Consider the following 15740-nt stretch of genomic DNA (forward strand, 5'->3'; position numbering starts at 1 on the left):
AGATTGACGACGTTCGAGGGCTTCTCGGACGGCTCCTCTTTCAGCGGCTTGCCGGCCTGCTTCGACTTCAGCAGCTCGGCGACCGCTTCCTCGTACCGGTCATCAAATTGCTTCGGATCGAAATGGGCCGCCTTGCTGTCGATGATGTGCGCGGCGAGATCCTTCATCTCCTTGGGATACTTCACCTCGCTGATCTCATCGAAGACCTTGTCTTCGTCGCGAACCTCGTCGGCCGCGTGCAGCGTCGTGCCGACAAGCCCTTCGTCGAGAGGCTCCAGCAGGATCATGCGTTCACGCCGCGCCAGCACAATACGGGCAATGCCAGCCATGCCTTTGTCGCGGATGGCATCCCGAATGACGCAGAAGGCTTCGCTCGACACCTTGTCGGTCGGGGCGATGTAGTAGGCCGTGTCGAGGAAGCGCTCATCGACCTCCTCGCGTGGCACAAAGCTCTCGATGTCGATCGTGTGGGTGCTTTCCAGCTTCAGAGCGTCGAGTTCTTCGTCCTCGACCTGGATGTAGCTGCCCTTCCCGACCGCGAACCCTTTGACCTGGTCTTCACTCTCGACGACCTTTTCCGTTTCGCTGTCGACGAATTGGCGCTTCACGCGGTTGCCGGTCTTGCGGTTGAGGGTGTTGAACCGGATTTTCCCACCCGACGAGGTGGAGGGGTATAGACCGACCGCGCAGGACACCAATGAGAGCTTGATGTGACCTTTCCAAACCGTCCGTTCAGCCATGGGTAGAACTCCCAACGATACGCTACTGTGTGACGGGTTTGGCAACCTTGACCGGCACCGTCACGAGTCAGCAACGTCGCCCCGAAATGACTCGTTCCGAGTTCTCCACAGGACTCTCTGGTGCGGTTAACGCCGTCCTGAAACCACCCTCCATTGTGGCGCATTTTGGAGTCGTGGTTGTTGTGTAAGGAGTAATCGAATGTCGGATGACAAAGCCAATCGCGGTGGTGCTGATCGGGGCCGGGTCGCCGGTGGCGAAGAATACGAAGTCGGCTACTTTGCCCGGAAGCACGGCATCAGTGTTACTCAGGCTGAGGAGTTGATCAAAGAGCACGGGAATAGCCGCGAGAGGCTCGATACAGCGGCTGGAAAGCTCAAGCGAGGCTAACCCCCTGGCAGCCCGGGCCCTGATGTTGGGTAGGAGTGAGCACCGCATCTTAGTTGGGACCGCCGCCTGGGCGATCCCAAAACAGTACGATGACGCCTTCCCAAGTGAGGGCAGCCACCTCGTGCGCTATGCGAGCCGGTTTGACGGCGTTGAGATCAACTCTTCGTTTTATCGCCCGCATCGCGTGTCGACCTATCAACGCTGGGCCGGTGATGTTCCGGAGCATTTCCGCTTTGCCGTGAAGATGCCGAAGACGATCACCCACGAAGCCCGCCTACGCAATATCGACGAGCCGTTGCAGCGCTTTCTGAGCGAAATTGCCGGACTGGGGCCGAAGCTCGGACCGGTCCTTATCCAGCTTCCCCCGAGCCTGAAGTTCGACCATGCCGACGTGCGATCATTCGTCGAGAGGCTTCGAGCCTCCTTCGACGGGGACATCGTCTGTGAGCCGCGGCATGCCTCATGGTTCACGGCCGATGTCGACGCCTTCCTTGTGGAGCATCGGATCGCGCGGGTGGCGGCCGATCCGAAGCCTCATCCGAGTGCCGGTACTCCGGGCGGCTGGACCGGGCTGGTTTACTACCGCCTGCATGGATCGCCAAAAATGTACTACTCGGCGTACTCGCAAGAGGTCATCGCGGAAGCCGCCGCGACCCTTGGAGACTATGCGAAGGCCGGCCGAGCAGCATGGTGCATCTTCGACAATACGGCTGCTTTTGCTGCGACCGGCGATGCGCTGAGCACATTGAAGCTTCTTCAGTCTTAGGCGTCTGACAAAATGGAAAAGCCCAGGCTCCGGGGTCAACGGGCGGAATGCCTTCGCATCTCCTGCCGCGCCAGCTACGGGCCTGGGCTAATAGGGTACCAGACGGGCGCTCGCGTCGTCAGGCAAGCGCAGGAACGAACCGTGCCGGAGTACATCCGTCCTGGCACGATCTCATCGACGCTAGCGGTGACGCCCGCCGCTGTCGAAGTCCACAACAATGTCCGCTGGGGTAAGCCTGATATAAGGATTGATATAAAATTCGCAAGCGGTCTAGGATGAACATTGTGTCGCAGCCTCACCAGATTTGAGGAGCGAACGCATCCCACCAACGTGTCGAAGTCCCGCAGCCGAGCACCAAGGTTCAGAAGGGGAACCTTGACCGTGAGGCGATGTTTCCATCGGAGACCTCAGGAGCTCACATGCCGGTGTTAGAGCTGAACAAAGTTGCAGGCGCGGGCTTGGCCGCACTGGTGCTAGGTGGATCAACTCTGGTGAGCACAGGGGCTACCGCCGCGGATCTCCCACCATACTACGCGGATCAAGAGGCGGTTCTGGAGCACGCGCCAGTCCAGCGCAGGCTCGCGGTTGAGGAAGCCTATATCGCCCCACCGGTCGAGCACAGGATCATTGACCGCCGCGTGATCGAGCGCCGCGTTGTTGGCGGATATGAAGGGCCAGCCCTGGTGCCGCAGCAGCCTTTGCCAATTGTGCCTCTGGAATATAGCGACGGTTATGAGGGGCCTGGCTTGGTCCCTCCCCGGAATGTCCCAATCGTCTCTGCCTCGCCGGTCCTACCTCCACCCGTCTACCAGGAGAGAGTTGTCGGCATCCCTGCGCCGATAGAAGAGTGTCGCGTTGTCGTGAGGAAGCGGATCGACGCCTACGGCGTGGTCACAGTCCGCAGAACCAGAACCTGCGACTGAGTACGGCTTACCGCATCCACTGCTCTTATTGTTCCTCTGGCTCCTGCAGAGAGATGCCTGCCGGCACCTTCAGATTGCCCTCTTCCTGATCCAGGTCGATGAAGCGACCGTTCTTGGGGATGACCAACCCCTCCCTGATCTTTGGCAGCTTGGACAGGGCGATACAGGTGATCGCCGAGTGCTGTCTCGGCGAGGTCTCGGTGCCCCTGAGTCGCGCAGGGCCCCGCCCGCGACCTGAAAAGCTCCCGTCGATCCGCATGCTCTGATCAGGAAACGTCCATGTGAAACGCCGCCGTGTCTGCTTCCACCTGCCCGGCCATTCGCCCGATTTGGTTCGGGAGGCATCGAAGATGTAGGGGCTCACCTCACCGTTCTCGAACTCCCCTCCCCCGACACCACCGCCTGGATAGAAGGTGATGACGAACTGAGATCGGCCAGCTTTGGCGGCTTGCGCTTGAGCAACTCCACCAGTCAAGGCGAGGCAGCCGCACATTGGCCGCGCCGTAACTGCCGGATGACAGCGGTGGCGCCGACCACGAGCACGCTGCGCAAGGCCTCGTCGCCGGCGCGTGTGATTACCCCAAGACGGACCTTGCCGGCGGTTGAATGATCCTTCGGGGTCAGGCCGAGCCAGGCGGCAAAGTGGCGGGCCGAGCGGAACGTCTCAGGGGCAGGCGTCTTCATCGCCAGCAGCGAGGCGCCGATCGGTCCTACGCCGGGGATCCTGGCGAGACGGCGGCTACAATCATTGTTGCGATGCCAGGCCATCAGCTTGTCTTCGACTTCCTCCAGCCGGGCCTGCAGCTGGACGTATTCCTTGGCATGGATGATGAAGAGCTCACGGGCCAGAGCCGGCAGCGTGTTATCCGCGTTGATCCGCTCCAACGGCACTGTCAACCGACTTGAAGCCGAGCATCGATCGCACGCGGCGTTTAACGGGTACTGTCAAGTTGACGTGAGTAGACGAAGTTGCCGCTGGGACAGCCAGCAAGCCGGTCCACGTCAGCCTACCAAGGCAGCACCGGTGGCCTCGCGCCACGTAGCAAAGGCGCGATCCCGCGCAGCCCGATACTCACTGGCGGAAAGGCGATGACGGCGGAGCTGGAAGTGGTTATGGATCGGAGAATGAGTGGTGAGAAACTGCTGGGCGGGCCGGACTGACTTGAAGCGCCGCATGTGGCGCTCTCGTCTTCGGGTGGGTTGGTGTGAGACCTCACAGCGGTTGTTCAGGTATCGGCTCTGCCGATGCTCAACACTCGGCAGGATCTCGCGTTTGGCCGCGCCATAGGATCCGAGTTTATCCGTCACGATGACCCTCGGTACATAACGCAAGCCCTTCAGCAGCTTGCGAAAGAAGCGCTTGGCTGCCTTCTTGTTGCGACGGCTCTGGACCAGCACGTCGAGCACGTTGCCGTGCTGGTCAACAGCCCGCCAGAGGTAGTGCAGTTTGCCGCGGATGCGAACAAACACCTCGTCCAGAAACCATTTGTCGCCGGGCTTCGGCCGGCGCCGCTTGAGCGTCTTGGCATAGGTGCGTCCAAAGCGCAGGCTCCACTCGCGGATGGTCTCGTAGCTGACCTGAATCCCTCGAGCAGCCAGGATCAGTTCGACTTCCCGCAGGCTGAGGCTGAAGCAGTGATACAACCAGACGGCTTGGTTGATGATCTCGGCCGGGAAGCGGTAGCCGCGGTACGGGTTGGACGTCGTGCTCATGCCCGAGACCCTGCCACAGGTCCCGAACCTTCGCCAACCTGACAGTACCTTCTGCAAGGCCTCTTCGAGCCACTAGGACGTGGCCGAGGGGCTCACTGGCGCCGGATGTTCTGCTTGATCCACAACTCGCCCCCGTCCCTGCATTGCTGGCGGCGCCCCATCCTCCAACTGGAGGAGGGACCTTGCGGGCGAAGCCCTGGTCCAGGCCCCGGCCGCACAGGGCCGGGGGTCTGCTTTTCGTCCGCCGAAGCGTTTGTCCAATCCTTCGACCGTCTCAGCCCTTGATGGCGGTCACGACGACCTCAATCAAGGCGCCGCCTCCAAGATCCGCAACGCCGACTGTGGCCCGTGCCGGCAAATTGTCACCGAAGAACTCGGTCCAGACCGCATCCATTTCCTTCTTCTGCGAAAGGTCGGTGACGAAGATCGACGCTGCGACGACCTTCGTCGCGTCCGTACCAGCCTCCTTCAGATATCCGGCGATCTTTCCCAGGATGTTGCGGGTTTGCTCGCCCATCGAAACGCTCGTGTCGTCAGCAATCGTGCCGCCGATATAAACGAAGCCATTCGCCTCGACCGCGCGATGCATGATCGGTGTGCGGATGTTTCTCTGGATCATCGTCTTATCCTCTCAGGTTAAAAATCAGGTGGCGAAGCGCTCAATGCGCAGGCCGTCAATCGGTGTGTTCGTGTTTCCAATGGCAATAAGTTCCGCCATGACCGCACCGGTTCCTGGTCCCAGCTGGAACCCGTGTAGCGAGAATCCGAACTGGTGGAAAAGCCCCTCATGCTTGGCACTCGGGCCGAGGACGGGAAGGTCATCTGCCGTCCGCGCCTCGATCCCGGCCCAGGCCCGGACGACTGTCGCATTGCGCATGACCGGGAAAAGCTCCCACACGGTGCGGGCGCTCTCCTGGAGCTTGCGCCAGTCCAGAACTGTCTCGCCGGTGTCCTGGTAGGGAGTTGCGAGGTATCCGCCGCCGATCAACACGGTTCCATTCGCAAACTGCTTGAACGAGAGCTTGCGTCCTCGCAGGATCACCACCGGCCTGATGAACTCGGGCACACGCGATGTGATCATCAGCATGGGCGCAACCGTCTCGACCGGCACCGGCTCGCCCAAAGCAGCGGCAATGCGCCCTCCCCATGCGCCGGCGGCATTGACGAGCACGGGAGCCTCGTACGTCTCGCCACCCGCGTCGATGCGCCAGAGCTGACCGTCCTTGCGAATATTGGTCGCCGCAACTCCCTCGCGCACGATAGTCCCGAGCTGCTCCGCCCTGCGGCGGAAGGCGGTTGTCGTCTGTGCCGGATTAGCCGCACCGTCGCGCCGTGACACGACCCCACCAGGACATGTCTCAGCGACAGCAGGAACGAGACGACGCAATTCCTTTGCGTCGATCAGTTCTTCGTGAGTAAAGCCGCGCAGGTTCAGATCAGCGACGCGGGAACGGCAGGCATCAAGCTCCTCATCGTCTTCGGCGACAAGCACCTGACCATGACTGTCGAAGCCACAGTCGTCACCGACGAGTTCTTGGATCCCCTCCCACACATCCATGGAGCGAATCGAGAGAGGGATCTCCGCGACATGCCGGGCTAGCTGACGCACCCCGCCGGCATTCACGCCTGAGGCATGCCGGCCTGCATAGTCTTTCTCGATCAGGACGGGCCGGAGACCACGCAGACAGAGGTGCAGGGCCGTCGAACAACCGTGAATACCGCCACCGACAATGATCGCGTCTGCCCTCACGGTCATCCGCGCACCACGGCCTTCGTTGCGCTCTCGTTTTTGGGAAGGGAGGCAAGCTCCGACAGCGTGATGGGCTTCACCGGCGCGCGAAGACGATAGTACCCGATCTCCTCGGGAGCCTTGCCGCGGGCGTCAGCCATCAGCTCCGTCACCGTAAGCCCACAAAGGCGCCCCTGGCACGGGCCCATGCCTGTGCGGCGATAGGCCTTGAGCTGGTTCGGACCGGTAGCGCCGATTTCTACGGAATCCAGGATGTCCTGCGCCGTGACCTCCTCGCAGCGACAGACGATCGTATCACCTCCAGGAATCCGGAACTGCTTCGACGGCCGGAACAGGATGTCGAGGAAGGTCCGCCCCCGCTCAGCCTTTGCCAGGGCAGCCCTGAGGATTTCCATGGTCGGGGCCTTTGCGCCGGCCTGCGGCCTGAGAGCCTCAACAACGGCCCGCGCGGCGATCCGGCCCCGTTCCACAGCGGCAAGCGCACCGCCGATCCCGGCACCGTCGCCCGCGATGGCAATGCCTTCGACCGAAGTGCCGCCATTGGCGTCGAGAACAGGCAACCAGCAGAGCTGGGTATCATCCCACCGGTGCTTGACCCCAGCGGACATGGCCAGATTGACGTTCGGTACAACGCCTTGATGCAGAAGCAACAGGTCCGCCGGAACACGGACATTCCGGCCTCCTGCCTCATAGGAGACGTTTTCGAGCCGGCCCTGACCAGCGGCCTCGATCTTTGTGACGCCGCCCACGACCCGCACCTTGGACCGGACCTCCCGCATCATCGCGAGACCTTTGCGGAAGTAAGGCGATGTCAGAAACGCCGCCGCGTGTGGCAGGGCACGGAGATAGTTGCGGCGCTCCGTTGTGTCCAACACAAGATCGATGCGCCCGCCCATGCGCAGGATTTGCGCCGTCAGCAACCAGAAGAGAGGTCCCTGCCCGGCGACGATCGTCTTGCCATCGGGTATCAGCCCGGAGGATTTCAGCGCGGTCTGCGCCGCGCCCGCCGTCATCACGCCCGGCAATGTCCAGCCGGGAATCGGGAACGGCCGTTCGAGAGCGCCCGTTGCAAGAACTACACGCTTGGCTCGGATGAACTGCGATCCGCCGCCAATCGATATGCCGATCTCCAAGTGCCGATCGAGGCTCCACACCGTCGCGCCCTGCAGAATTTCAGCGCCGCTCGCCCGCACCTCCTCGACGAGCTTCGAGCCTGCCCAGTAGTCGTCACCGAGCAAGCGTGTCTCTTTCACCGGCGTCGACGTGACGCCACGCCAGACCTGCCCGCCAGGCCCCTGGTTTTCATCGAGCAGCAGGGTAGAAAGACCTGACTGCGCGGCCAGGCTTGTAGCCGCAAGCCCTGCGGGCCCCGCGCCGATGACGGCGACGTCGTACACATCGCGCATTGGACGATTGTTGGTCATCGGCCGATCTCTCTCTTGCCCTTCTGAATTTCAACCTGCATGCCTGGATGCACGGGAACAAGACAGCCCTGTCGGTTACCCATCCCGTCGATGGTCACGAGACAATCGAAGCATACGCCCATCATGCAATACGGGAGGCGTGGCGCCCCGCTCACCGCCGTCTCCCTTCGCACATCGAGACCGGATGCCAGCAAAGCGGCTGAAACAGTATCGCCTTCTCGCGCTGTAACCGGGCGGCCGTCAACGAAGATCTCGACCGTCTTCCTGGTGTCATCATCAAATCGCTTGAACATTCATCGTCTCCCAGGCCTTACGTCAGCCCTATCCCTTACGGCTCAGTAGTACCCACTGGTCCGTACGTCCGACTGCTGAAAGCGCTTGGCCGAGAACGCGCCGAGCTTGTTCCTGTCGAGCGCGCCTGCTGCCACCATCGGGGCAATTTCAAAAGCGTGATTGGAAGCGAGCGTCACGCCGGAGTGGCAGCAGGTGACGAACGCGCCGGGGCACGTCTCGGACTGGTCGTAAATGGGGAACCCATCCTTCGGCATTACGCGAATGCCGGACCAGGATCGCACAACGTTCAACCGCCCGAGCAGCGGGAACATACGCTGCGCTCGGTCGGCCATAACAGAACTTATCGGGAGGTTCAGGACGGTGTCATCCAGCAAATCTTCCTTGCTGTCGCCGATCATGACCGTACCTTCGTCCGTCTGCCGAACCGTCGTCAGGGGATGGGGCAGGAAGGGCATCGTCCGTTCGGTTACGACGATCTGCCCGCGCGTGGGGCCCATGGACGCTTCGAGTCCGACCATCGGGGCGAGCGTCTGGTTTGCATTGCCTGCAGCAAGAACAATCTTCCCGGCCCGGATCTCACCCTTCGCGCTCGTGAGCCGGAACTCACCCTGCACGTACTTGATGTCGGAGACAGGATGCTCCGGCCGGTAATCGACCCCGAACTTCGCCATTCCCGTATGCAACGCACGGAACGTGCGCAGCGAGTTCACGTGTCCGTCGTAGGGGCAGAAGCTTCCGCCCGACACCTCCGGACCGATATGCGGCAACATCTTTGCGACCTGCCCGCTGCCGAGAATTTCCATTTTGTAGTCGACAGCGCCGGGCTGGTTATGCAGGCGCTTCAGAAGCGCGGAGCGCTGCTCCAGCTCCTCTTCGCCGAGCGTGAGATGAAAGCCGCCATTGCGCTGGAAGCAGACGTCCAGGCCGGTCTGCTCGCGCAGTTCGGCTGCGAGCTTCGGCCAGCTGTCCGACGCCTGCATGGTCCAGCCCGTATAGGCCGGCATGCCGAGTCCCTTGCTCTGCACCCAGACCAGGGCGAAGTTCGCTCGGGACGCCCGCTTGGCAATGTCTCCCTCGTCGAGCACGCAGACTTCCTGGCCGATACGGCCGAGCCCCCAGGCAATGGCGGACCCCAGGAGGCCCCCACCGACCACGACGATGTCGTAACTGTTACGCATTGAGCTATTCCTTACCGCCCCCGGTCGCTATGTCCGGCGAGGACCCGCTCGAGGCCGTAGAACCGATCGAGCAGGATGAGTGCGAGCATCGTGATCACGATCACGCTTGCGGATACCGAGGTCACGAGTGGGTCGATATTGTCTTGGATGTAGAGGAACATGCGCACCGGAAGCGTCTCGACGCCCGGCGCAGCAAGGAACACCGTCATGGTGACCTCATCGAACGACTGAATGAAGGCGAGCGCCCAGCCACTCACAACTCCGGGGAGGATAAGCGGGAGGGTCACCCGGCGGAATAGCGTCCAGTTGTTGGCACCGAGGGACACGGCCGCCATTTCGACCGAGCGGTCCATGCCCGTTGCGGCGGCCAGGGTCAGACGCAGAGCGAACGGGAACACCACGACGACGTGCGCAATGAGAAGCGCTGTGAAAGTGCCGCTAAGCCCCGTCTGAGTAAAGAACCGCAGGAACGCGATGCCGAGCACGACATGCGGGATCATCAACGGAGACAGGAACAGGGCCGACAGTGCCTCGCGGCCACGGAACTGGTGACGCGCGATTGCAAGAGCCGCAGGCACTGCGAACAGGAGCGCAACGACGGAGGAGACCGCGCCAATCCACAGGCTGGTCCAGAAGGCGTTGATGAACTCAGGGTATGCGGCGATCGTGCGGAACCACCGGAGCGAGAAGCTGCTCGTGGGCAGGGACAGATAGCCTTCTGGCGTGAAAGCGACAAGGCAGACCACAACGATCGGAGCGACCATGAAGATCACGAAGAGGGTGTGAAAAATCAGAGCGACAGGACCATTGCGACTCATCTGAACACCTCTGAATAGCGCCGCTCGATGAGTGCATTGCTGCCGACGATGACGAGCACGAGCGCAGCGAGAAGGAGCACGGCCACAGCTGCGCCAAGCGGCCAGTTGAGCGTGTTGAGGAACTCGTCATAAGCAAGCGTGGCCGCAACCTTGAGACGCCGGCCGCCGATGATCGACGGGGTTGCGAAAGCGCTTGCGGAGAGCGCAAACACGATTATCCCGCCGGACAGCACGCCTGGCATGATCTGAGGAAGGATGATCCGGCGCATGATCGTGATTTGCCCGGCACCGAGCGAGAGCGCTGCATTCTCGATCTGAGGATCGACCCGCTGCAACGCGGCCCACACCGACAGAACCATGAACGGCATCATAACGTGGGCGAGCGCGATGACGACGCCAGTTTCCGTGAACATGAACGGAATAGGGGAGCCGATCAGCCCAATCGACATCAGGGCCTTGTTGACGACCCCGTTGTTTCCACCGAAGAGCAAGGCCCATCCGAGCGTGCGCGCAACAACCGAAATCAGGAGCGGCCCGAGAATGATGAGCAGGAAGAAACCTTTCCAGGGCGCGCGCATACGGTTCAGGATGTAAGCTTCGGGCGCGCCAATAATAGCAGCCGCGAGAGTCGCCAGCGCCGCAACCCGGAAAGTCCGGGCAAACATTTCATAGAAGTACGGGTCCGACCAGATCTCCTGCCAGTTCTTAAGGGTGATCACAAACTGAATGCCTGTGTACTGTCCCCAGTTGTGAAATGAGAGCAGGACCGTCATGGCGAGTGGCACGATCACCACGGCAATGAAGAGGATGAGCGCAGGCAGCAGCAACGGCCACGGCGCCCGTGCGCCGGAACGCTCCTGCTTGGCAGGCGCGGGAGCAGCCGGTTGCTGCACTGTTGTCATGGAGGCGGAACTGCTCATCTGGCCCCTCCCCCCGGACGGATCACCATGTCCTCGGGGCGCCAGACAAGGCGAACGTTTTCGCCCTCGGCTGGTTGTGTCTCACCCGTGTTCTGGCGCACGACGATCGCTGGGCCGCACTCGGTCTCACACTGGAACAGCCAGTGATTTCCCTGAAAGATGCGGTTCGTGATCCGGGCTCTGAGTCCGCTGTCGGCTTCGCTGCCGAAGCCGACCTTCTCCGGGCGTACAGTAACTGTGACAGGACCGGAGGCCCCAGCGGGCGCCGGCCACTGACAGGATCCGGCGACGAGACGCGGCGATGCGGCGTGCCGGTCGATCTCTCCTGGAAATTCGTTGGTCTTACCGAGGAACTGAGAAACGAACGCGGAGGCTGGCCTCTCGTATGCCTCGTGCGGCGTGCCGATCTGCTCGATACGGCCCTTGCTCATCACGACGATGCGATCCGAGAGCGCCATGGCTTCGGTCTGATCGTGAGTCACCAGAACGGTGGTGGTGCCGATGCTGCGCTGGATTTGACGCAGCTCGATCTGCATGTCCTCGCGCAGCTTCGCATCGAGGTTCGAGAGCGGCTCATCGAGCAGGAGCACATCGGGTTTGATGACGAGTGCGCGCGCCAGGGCAACGCGCTGCTGCTGTCCGCCGGACATGCGGCGTGGGTAACGATCCGCGAATCCATCGAGACCAACCATGGCCAACGCATCACGCACGCGCACCTCACGCTCGGCCCGGGGAACGCCCCGCATCTCGAGCCCGAAGGCGATGTTCTCCGCAGCCGTCATGTGGGGGAACAACGCGTAACTTTGGAACACGATGCCAAGCCCGCGCTTTGCGGGCCTCACGCTCACAAGGTTTCGGCCGTTCAGACTGATGGCTCCTGCAGACGGGTCCACGAAGCCGGCAATCATCTGCAGCGTGGTGGTCTTGCCGCAGCCCGATGGCCCGAGCAGCGAGATGAATTCACCCTTGGCAACGGTAAGGGATATGTCTTCGACGGCCACTTGATCGCCGAAGCGTTTGGAGACACGGTTGAGTTCAAGAATGGACATGCGCTCGGTCAGACCCTCTGGAGCTTGAAAGAGGTCCGACCCCGATTTCCACCGGGGTCGGACGGCAAGTCAGGGCGCTGCGCCTATCAGCGCTCGACCTCACGGTTCCAGCGCTTCGTCCATTCGTCACGCTTGGCGTTGATGCTGGTCCAGTCGGGATTGTACAGGCTGGCGGCACGCTCGCCGATCGGCGCCATCTTTCCGAGTTCGGCCGGCACCTCGACCTTCTTGTTGACGGGGCCGTACCCGTAATCCTTGAGCAGGATAAGCTGGATCTTCGGCTCGAGCATCGCCTTGATAAATTCAGAGGCGATCGGCGAGGCATTCGGCTTCTCGATCGGGCACGCCGAAGCCAGCAACGACACCGCACCCTCTTTGGGATAGACGAAGTCGACCGGGAATCCGGTATTGGCGAAGGACTGCACGCGACCCGTGCCCCACACGGCCAGGGCAGCCTGTCCGGATTGGAAGAGTTCCGTCATCTTGCCGGGTGACGGCTCGTAGGCGAGCACGTTCGGATTGACGTCCTTCTTCATAATATCAAAGCCAGGATCAGCGTTCTTCTCACCGCCGCCATTCATCTTCGCGAACATGAGAAGTGTGTAGAGTCCGTAGGTGTTGTTCATCGGTGGAATGACGATCAGGCCCTTGTACTTGGGGTCCCTGAGATCATTCCACGATGTCGGCGCGGCCCAGCCTTTTTCTTCGAAGAACTTCTTGTTGTACATCAGGCCGGTTGCAACGAAGCCGACCGCAACGGCACGATCGCCCTTGAACCGCGCAGTGTCGTACAGATCGGCTGTCGGAAGATTCTGAACCTTCCCGCAGAAGCCGAGTTCGATAGCTTGGTACATCGGACCGTCATCGACGATAGCGACGTCGATCTGCTGATTGCCTTTCTGCGCCTGCAGCTTGGCCAGCGTGTCGGTGGAATTGCCAGCAATATACTCGACCTTGACCCCATGCTTCTTCTCGAAGTCCGAGATGACTTCGTCGCGCATCGTCTTCTCGAAAGACCCACCATATCCTGCGACATACAGGGTCTTCTGCTGTGCCGTTGCCGGAGCCGCAGAGACAACGAGCGTCGCGAGGCTCACTGCGGTAAATAAGCCGGAAATTCTCATGTAATTTTGTTCCTCTTCTTTAAATCGTCAGCAAACTGCCGAAGATGTCCCTCTTCTTAATCCGCCGACGAGCCGCGACGGTGACCAACGATCCCAACTCGTGTATTGATCGTCAAATGCATAATGGCATTATCTTCATGCCTGAATGTTATGAACGGAGGCGGCATGGCAGCAATCAATCTGAGACAGGTGGAGGCGTTCAGGGCAGTCATGCTCTCGGGCAGCGTGACCGCTGCGGCCCGCATGATCGGCGTCACCCAACCAGCGGTGAGCCGCCTGTTGCGTGATCTTCAGGTCATTCTGAAAATGCCCCTGTTCGAGAAACGAGGCACCGGCCTCGTGCCGAACGCGGCAGCGACGGCCCTCTACGCTGAAGTCGAGCGCTCTTTCTCCGGTCTCGACCGCATCTCGACTGCGGCGGAGGAAATTCGAACACGGCGCACCGGGATGCTGCGCGTCGCGGCCCTGCCCGCGTTGGCCAACGGCTTCATGCCGCGCTTTTCCGGCTATTTTCTCAGAGACAGGCCCAATCTGAGCTTCTCCCTCTTCGGCGTGATTTCGCCACTCGTCATTGATTGGGTGCTCAATCTCCAGTGCGACCTCGGCTTCGCAGAGGCGCCGATGGCGCATGCGGGCCTTTCCTCCCAGCGCATGCCGACCCTGCCGCGCGTTGCCATACTTCCGGAAGGACATCATCTTTGCGCCAAGTCGGTGCTGCGTCCCCGCGATTTCGAGGGCGAAACATTCATTTCGCTGACGCCAGGCAGCAGCAGCAGGCACTTGATCGACAGCGTTTTTACCAAGCACGGCATCTCACGCGTTCTTCGGATCGAGACGACTCTGTCGGAGATCATGTGCGGCATGGTTTCCTCAGGCCTCGGTGTCTCTATCTGCGATCCTTTCACGGCCTCGGAATTTGCATCGCGTGGCGTCGTCTCCCGTCCCTTCATCCCGCGCATCGACTTCGAGTTTGCGGCAGTCTTCCCACCGCAACGCCGTCCTTCACCTGTCGCAGAAGAATTCGTCGAAGCGTTCTCGGCACACGTGCGGGCAATGGAAACGTCAATCCTCTCTGCCACGCCGAAAGCAGTGCGGAAACAGCGTAAGCGAAGCCTGTAGGGTCGGCACAAGATCTGATGGGGATGTCACATTAACGGCGAGTACTACCCCGTACTCGTCAAGGAGAAATTCTCGTACCGAGGAAGATCACTGGCTCATAAAAAGCGCAAATTCCTCATTCGTTCTACCTTAGCGTGTCAATGGGAGCATGTGTAGACGCCCCTGGTAACGCAAGGAGAATCTTCAGGTTTGATACAGCGCGCAGGTCGGATGCGGACATGTGTGCGGCCTCGAGTGCGGCCGATCATACGCCGCGGGCCCGGATGGGAGTACGCGGATCAGGTCCCAATCAATTCTACGCGCTCGAAGCTCTCGTACCCAAGCTGGTTTGTCTGATCCCGTCTCAATGACCGTTGCGCCATCTCTCTCCTTCGACCTTCCTACGCCCCAACAGCCCCTCGGTCGCAACTGCCTACGCAGCCGCGGCCGGAGCCCGATAGACTTCACCGCGTGCCAGCAGCGCCCAGACGATGCGAGCCATCTTATTGGCCAGCGCCACGCGCACCAGCATCGGCGGCTTGTGTGCCACCATCCGGGCAATCCATGATCCCGACGGCGCTCCGTTGCGAGCAACCTGGAGTAAGACACTGTTCGCGCCGATGATCAGCAGGCGGCGCAGCGTTCGCTCGCCCATTTTCGAGGTGGCCCCGAGCTTCTGCTTGCCGCCTGTGGAGCGTTGGAGTGGAGTAAGCCCGACCCACGCGGCGAAGTCCCTCCCGCACCTCAAGGTCTCAGCTGGAGGGGCCAGCGCCGCCAGGGCCACTGCGGTGACCGGCCCGACCCCAGGAATGGTCATCAGCCGCCGCGCCGTCTCATCCTCCTTGGCCCGCCGGGCGACCTCGCGGTCCAAACCTGCAATCTGCTCATCCAGCCGGTGGAGCGTCGCGACCAGCATCCGGAGAATGGGTCGGGCGAGCTCCGGGATCGGCTCCGCCTCATCCTCGACAGCCTGCACCAGGTGCGGAACGTGAGCCGGGCCTTTGGCCACGATGAGCCCGAACTCGGCCAGATGCCCGCGTAGGGCATTGATGATCTGGGTTCGCTGCCGCACCAGGAGGTCGCGAGCCCGGAACACGATCGCTGCGGCTTGAGCCTGTTCGCTCTTGGGCGCCACAAAGCGCATGGTCGGGCGCTGGGCCGCCTCGCAGATCGCCTCGGCATCGGCCGCATCATTCTTCTGGCGCTTCACAAAGGGCTTCACGTATGCCGGCGGGATCAATCGAACCTGATGACCAAGCCTGCGGATCTCGCGCGCCCAATAATGCGAGCTGCCGCAGGCCTCCATGGCCACCGTGCAGGATGGTTGGGCTGCGAAGAACGTGAGCACCTGGTGCCGCCGCAGCTTCTTGCGGAACAGGACCGCTCCGGAGGCATCGGCTCCGTGCACCTGGAAGACATTCTTCGCCAGATCCAAACCGATTGTGCTAACCTCTCCCATGGACGCCTCTCTTAAGTGGTGCTGATCAACACCTCCACTGTGGCACACCGAGGCCGTTGGGGGGCGTCTACCCCATCAGTTCTTGCGCTGGCCCCT

At 61.5% G+C, this 15740-nt stretch carries 17 protein-coding genes and 1 pseudogene; 4 read left to right on the top strand and 14 right to left on the bottom strand.

What is annotated here, in order from left to right:
• Nucleotides 1-740: non-homologous end joining protein Ku (ku, locus tag DDF70_RS31040; protein WP_114948516.1), on the bottom strand; the 740-nt coding region annotated here is incomplete at its 3' end.
• Between the two features lie 199 nt (nucleotides 741-939).
• On the opposite strand from ku, the gene DDF70_RS31045 reads away from it, so the two are divergent.
• The 3 genes from DDF70_RS31045 to DDF70_RS31055 all read left to right on the top strand — a co-directional run bounded on the left by DDF70_RS31045 (nucleotide 940) and on the right by DDF70_RS31055 (nucleotide 2817).
• Nucleotides 940-1128, top strand: coding sequence for a DUF3606 domain-containing protein (locus tag DDF70_RS31045; protein WP_114948517.1), 189 nt, complete (start codon nucleotides 940-942; stop codon nucleotides 1126-1128).
• A 22-nt stretch (nucleotides 1129-1150) separates the two neighbouring features.
• Complete coding sequence (locus DDF70_RS31050; protein WP_114948518.1) at nucleotides 1151-1894, top strand: DUF72 domain-containing protein; 744 nt, start codon at nucleotides 1151-1153, stop codon at nucleotides 1892-1894.
• Nucleotides 1895-2313: 419 nt separating this feature from the next.
• The gene (locus DDF70_RS31055; protein ID WP_114948519.1) at nucleotides 2314-2817 is read left to right on the top strand and encodes a hypothetical protein; all 504 of its coding nucleotides are present in this window, start codon (nucleotides 2314-2316) and stop codon (nucleotides 2815-2817) included.
• Nucleotides 2818-2842: 25 nt separating this feature from the next.
• On the opposite strand, the gene DDF70_RS31060 is transcribed toward DDF70_RS31055, so the two are convergent.
• The 12 genes and pseudogenes from DDF70_RS31060 to DDF70_RS31115 all read right to left on the bottom strand — a co-directional run bounded on the left by DDF70_RS31060 (nucleotide 2843) and on the right by DDF70_RS31115 (nucleotide 13087).
• Complete coding sequence (locus DDF70_RS31060; RefSeq protein ID WP_245435717.1) at nucleotides 2843-3235, bottom strand: hypothetical protein; 393 nt, start codon at nucleotides 3233-3235, stop codon at nucleotides 2843-2845.
• A pseudogene (locus tag DDF70_RS31065) lies at nucleotides 3178-3717 on the bottom strand (transposase); the annotation flags it as partial. The pseudogene DDF70_RS31065 and the gene DDF70_RS31060, both read right to left, overlap by 58 nt.
• A gap of 102 nt (nucleotides 3718-3819) precedes the next feature.
• Nucleotides 3820-4530, bottom strand: coding sequence for an IS6 family transposase (locus DDF70_RS31070; protein ID WP_114948520.1), 711 nt, complete (start codon nucleotides 4528-4530; stop codon nucleotides 3820-3822).
• 274 nt (nucleotides 4531-4804) lie between these two features.
• Nucleotides 4805-5149 carry a RidA family protein gene (locus DDF70_RS31075; protein WP_114948521.1) on the bottom strand — a complete coding sequence of 115 codons (345 nt, stop codon included), beginning with the start codon at nucleotides 5147-5149 and terminating at the stop codon, nucleotides 4805-4807.
• 24 nt (nucleotides 5150-5173) lie between these two features.
• Entirely contained in the window at nucleotides 5174-6286 is a 1113-nt protein-coding gene (locus DDF70_RS31080) for an NAD(P)/FAD-dependent oxidoreductase (protein WP_114948522.1), read from the bottom strand.
• Nucleotides 6283-7704 carry an NAD(P)/FAD-dependent oxidoreductase gene (locus DDF70_RS31085; protein ID WP_114948523.1) on the bottom strand — a complete coding sequence of 474 codons (1422 nt, stop codon included), beginning with the start codon at nucleotides 7702-7704 and terminating at the stop codon, nucleotides 6283-6285. The genes DDF70_RS31080 and DDF70_RS31085 overlap by 4 nt, the downstream gene beginning before the upstream one ends.
• On the bottom strand, nucleotides 7701-7997 hold the full coding sequence (locus tag DDF70_RS31090) for a (2Fe-2S)-binding protein (protein WP_114948524.1): 297 nt from the start codon (nucleotides 7995-7997) through the stop codon (nucleotides 7701-7703). The genes DDF70_RS31085 and DDF70_RS31090 overlap by 4 nt, the downstream gene beginning before the upstream one ends.
• A gap of 42 nt (nucleotides 7998-8039) precedes the next feature.
• Nucleotides 8040-9176 (bottom strand): NAD(P)/FAD-dependent oxidoreductase, encoded by a 1137-nt coding sequence (locus tag DDF70_RS31095; RefSeq protein ID WP_114948525.1) that lies wholly within the window; start codon nucleotides 9174-9176, stop codon nucleotides 8040-8042.
• 11 nt (nucleotides 9177-9187) lie between these two features.
• A complete protein-coding gene (locus DDF70_RS31100) occupies nucleotides 9188-9994 on the bottom strand; it encodes an ABC transporter permease (protein ID WP_114948526.1) in 807 nt (268 codons plus the stop codon).
• Nucleotides 9991-10896 carry an ABC transporter permease gene (locus tag DDF70_RS31105; protein ID WP_114948529.1) on the bottom strand — a complete coding sequence of 302 codons (906 nt, stop codon included), beginning with the start codon at nucleotides 10894-10896 and terminating at the stop codon, nucleotides 9991-9993. The genes DDF70_RS31100 and DDF70_RS31105 overlap by 4 nt, the downstream gene beginning before the upstream one ends.
• Nucleotides 10897-10910: 14 nt before the next feature.
• Nucleotides 10911-11963 (bottom strand): ABC transporter ATP-binding protein, encoded by a 1053-nt coding sequence (locus DDF70_RS31110; protein WP_114948527.1) that lies wholly within the window; start codon nucleotides 11961-11963, stop codon nucleotides 10911-10913.
• An 86-nt stretch (nucleotides 11964-12049) separates the two neighbouring features.
• The gene (locus DDF70_RS31115; RefSeq protein ID WP_114948528.1) at nucleotides 12050-13087 is read right to left on the bottom strand and encodes an ABC transporter substrate-binding protein; all 1038 of its coding nucleotides are present in this window, start codon (nucleotides 13085-13087) and stop codon (nucleotides 12050-12052) included.
• A gap of 165 nt (nucleotides 13088-13252) precedes the next feature.
• On the opposite strand from DDF70_RS31115, the gene DDF70_RS31120 reads away from it, so the two are divergent.
• The gene (locus DDF70_RS31120) at nucleotides 13253-14206 is read left to right on the top strand and encodes a LysR substrate-binding domain-containing protein (RefSeq protein WP_114948530.1); all 954 of its coding nucleotides are present in this window, start codon (nucleotides 13253-13255) and stop codon (nucleotides 14204-14206) included.
• Nucleotides 14207-14618: 412 nt separating this feature from the next.
• On the opposite strand, the gene DDF70_RS31125 is transcribed toward DDF70_RS31120, so the two are convergent.
• A complete protein-coding gene (locus DDF70_RS31125; RefSeq protein ID WP_114947576.1) occupies nucleotides 14619-15644 on the bottom strand; it encodes an IS110 family RNA-guided transposase in 1026 nt (341 codons plus the stop codon).
• Between the last annotated feature and the right edge of the window lie 96 nt (nucleotides 15645-15740).

This window comes from Microvirga calopogonii (assembly GCF_003347665.1).
GTDB lineage: Bacteria > Pseudomonadota > Alphaproteobacteria > Rhizobiales > Beijerinckiaceae > Microvirga > Microvirga calopogonii.

Excerpts from the sequence above, each read along its gene's own strand:
- DDF70_RS31045 (WP_114948517.1), top strand. The coding sequence starts at position 940 with ATGTCGGATGACAAAGCCAATCGCGGTGGTGCTGATCGGGGCCGGGTC.
- DDF70_RS31050 (WP_114948518.1), top strand. The coding sequence starts at position 1,151 with ATGTTGGGTAGGAGTGAGCACCGCATCTTAGTTGGGACCGCCGCCTGG.
- DDF70_RS31055 (WP_114948519.1), top strand. The coding sequence starts at position 2,314 with ATGCCGGTGTTAGAGCTGAACAAAGTTGCAGGCGCGGGCTTGGCCGCA.
- DDF70_RS31070 (WP_114948520.1), bottom strand. The coding sequence starts at position 4,530 with ATGAGCACGACGTCCAACCCGTACCGCGGCTACCGCTTCCCGGCCGAG.
- DDF70_RS31075 (WP_114948521.1), bottom strand. The coding sequence starts at position 5,149 with ATGATCCAGAGAAACATCCGCACACCGATCATGCATCGCGCGGTCGAG.
- DDF70_RS31080 (WP_114948522.1), bottom strand. The coding sequence starts at position 6,286 with ATGACCGTGAGGGCAGACGCGATCATTGTCGGTGGCGGTATTCACGGT.
- DDF70_RS31085 (WP_114948523.1), bottom strand. The coding sequence starts at position 7,704 with ATGACCAACAATCGTCCAATGCGCGATGTGTACGACGTCGCCGTCATC.
- DDF70_RS31090 (WP_114948524.1), bottom strand. The coding sequence starts at position 7,997 with ATGTTCAAGCGATTTGATGATGACACCAGGAAGACGGTCGAGATCTTC.
- DDF70_RS31095 (WP_114948525.1), bottom strand. The coding sequence starts at position 9,176 with ATGCGTAACAGTTACGACATCGTCGTGGTCGGTGGGGGCCTCCTGGGG.
- DDF70_RS31100 (WP_114948526.1), bottom strand. The coding sequence starts at position 9,994 with ATGAGTCGCAATGGTCCTGTCGCTCTGATTTTTCACACCCTCTTCGTG.
- DDF70_RS31105 (WP_114948529.1), bottom strand. The coding sequence starts at position 10,896 with ATGACAACAGTGCAGCAACCGGCTGCTCCCGCGCCTGCCAAGCAGGAG.
- DDF70_RS31110 (WP_114948527.1), bottom strand. The coding sequence starts at position 11,963 with ATGTCCATTCTTGAACTCAACCGTGTCTCCAAACGCTTCGGCGATCAA.
- DDF70_RS31115 (WP_114948528.1), bottom strand. The coding sequence starts at position 13,087 with ATGAGAATTTCCGGCTTATTTACCGCAGTGAGCCTCGCGACGCTCGTT.
- DDF70_RS31120 (WP_114948530.1), top strand. The coding sequence starts at position 13,253 with ATGGCAGCAATCAATCTGAGACAGGTGGAGGCGTTCAGGGCAGTCATG.
- DDF70_RS31125 (WP_114947576.1), bottom strand. The coding sequence starts at position 15,644 with ATGGGAGAGGTTAGCACAATCGGTTTGGATCTGGCGAAGAATGTCTTC.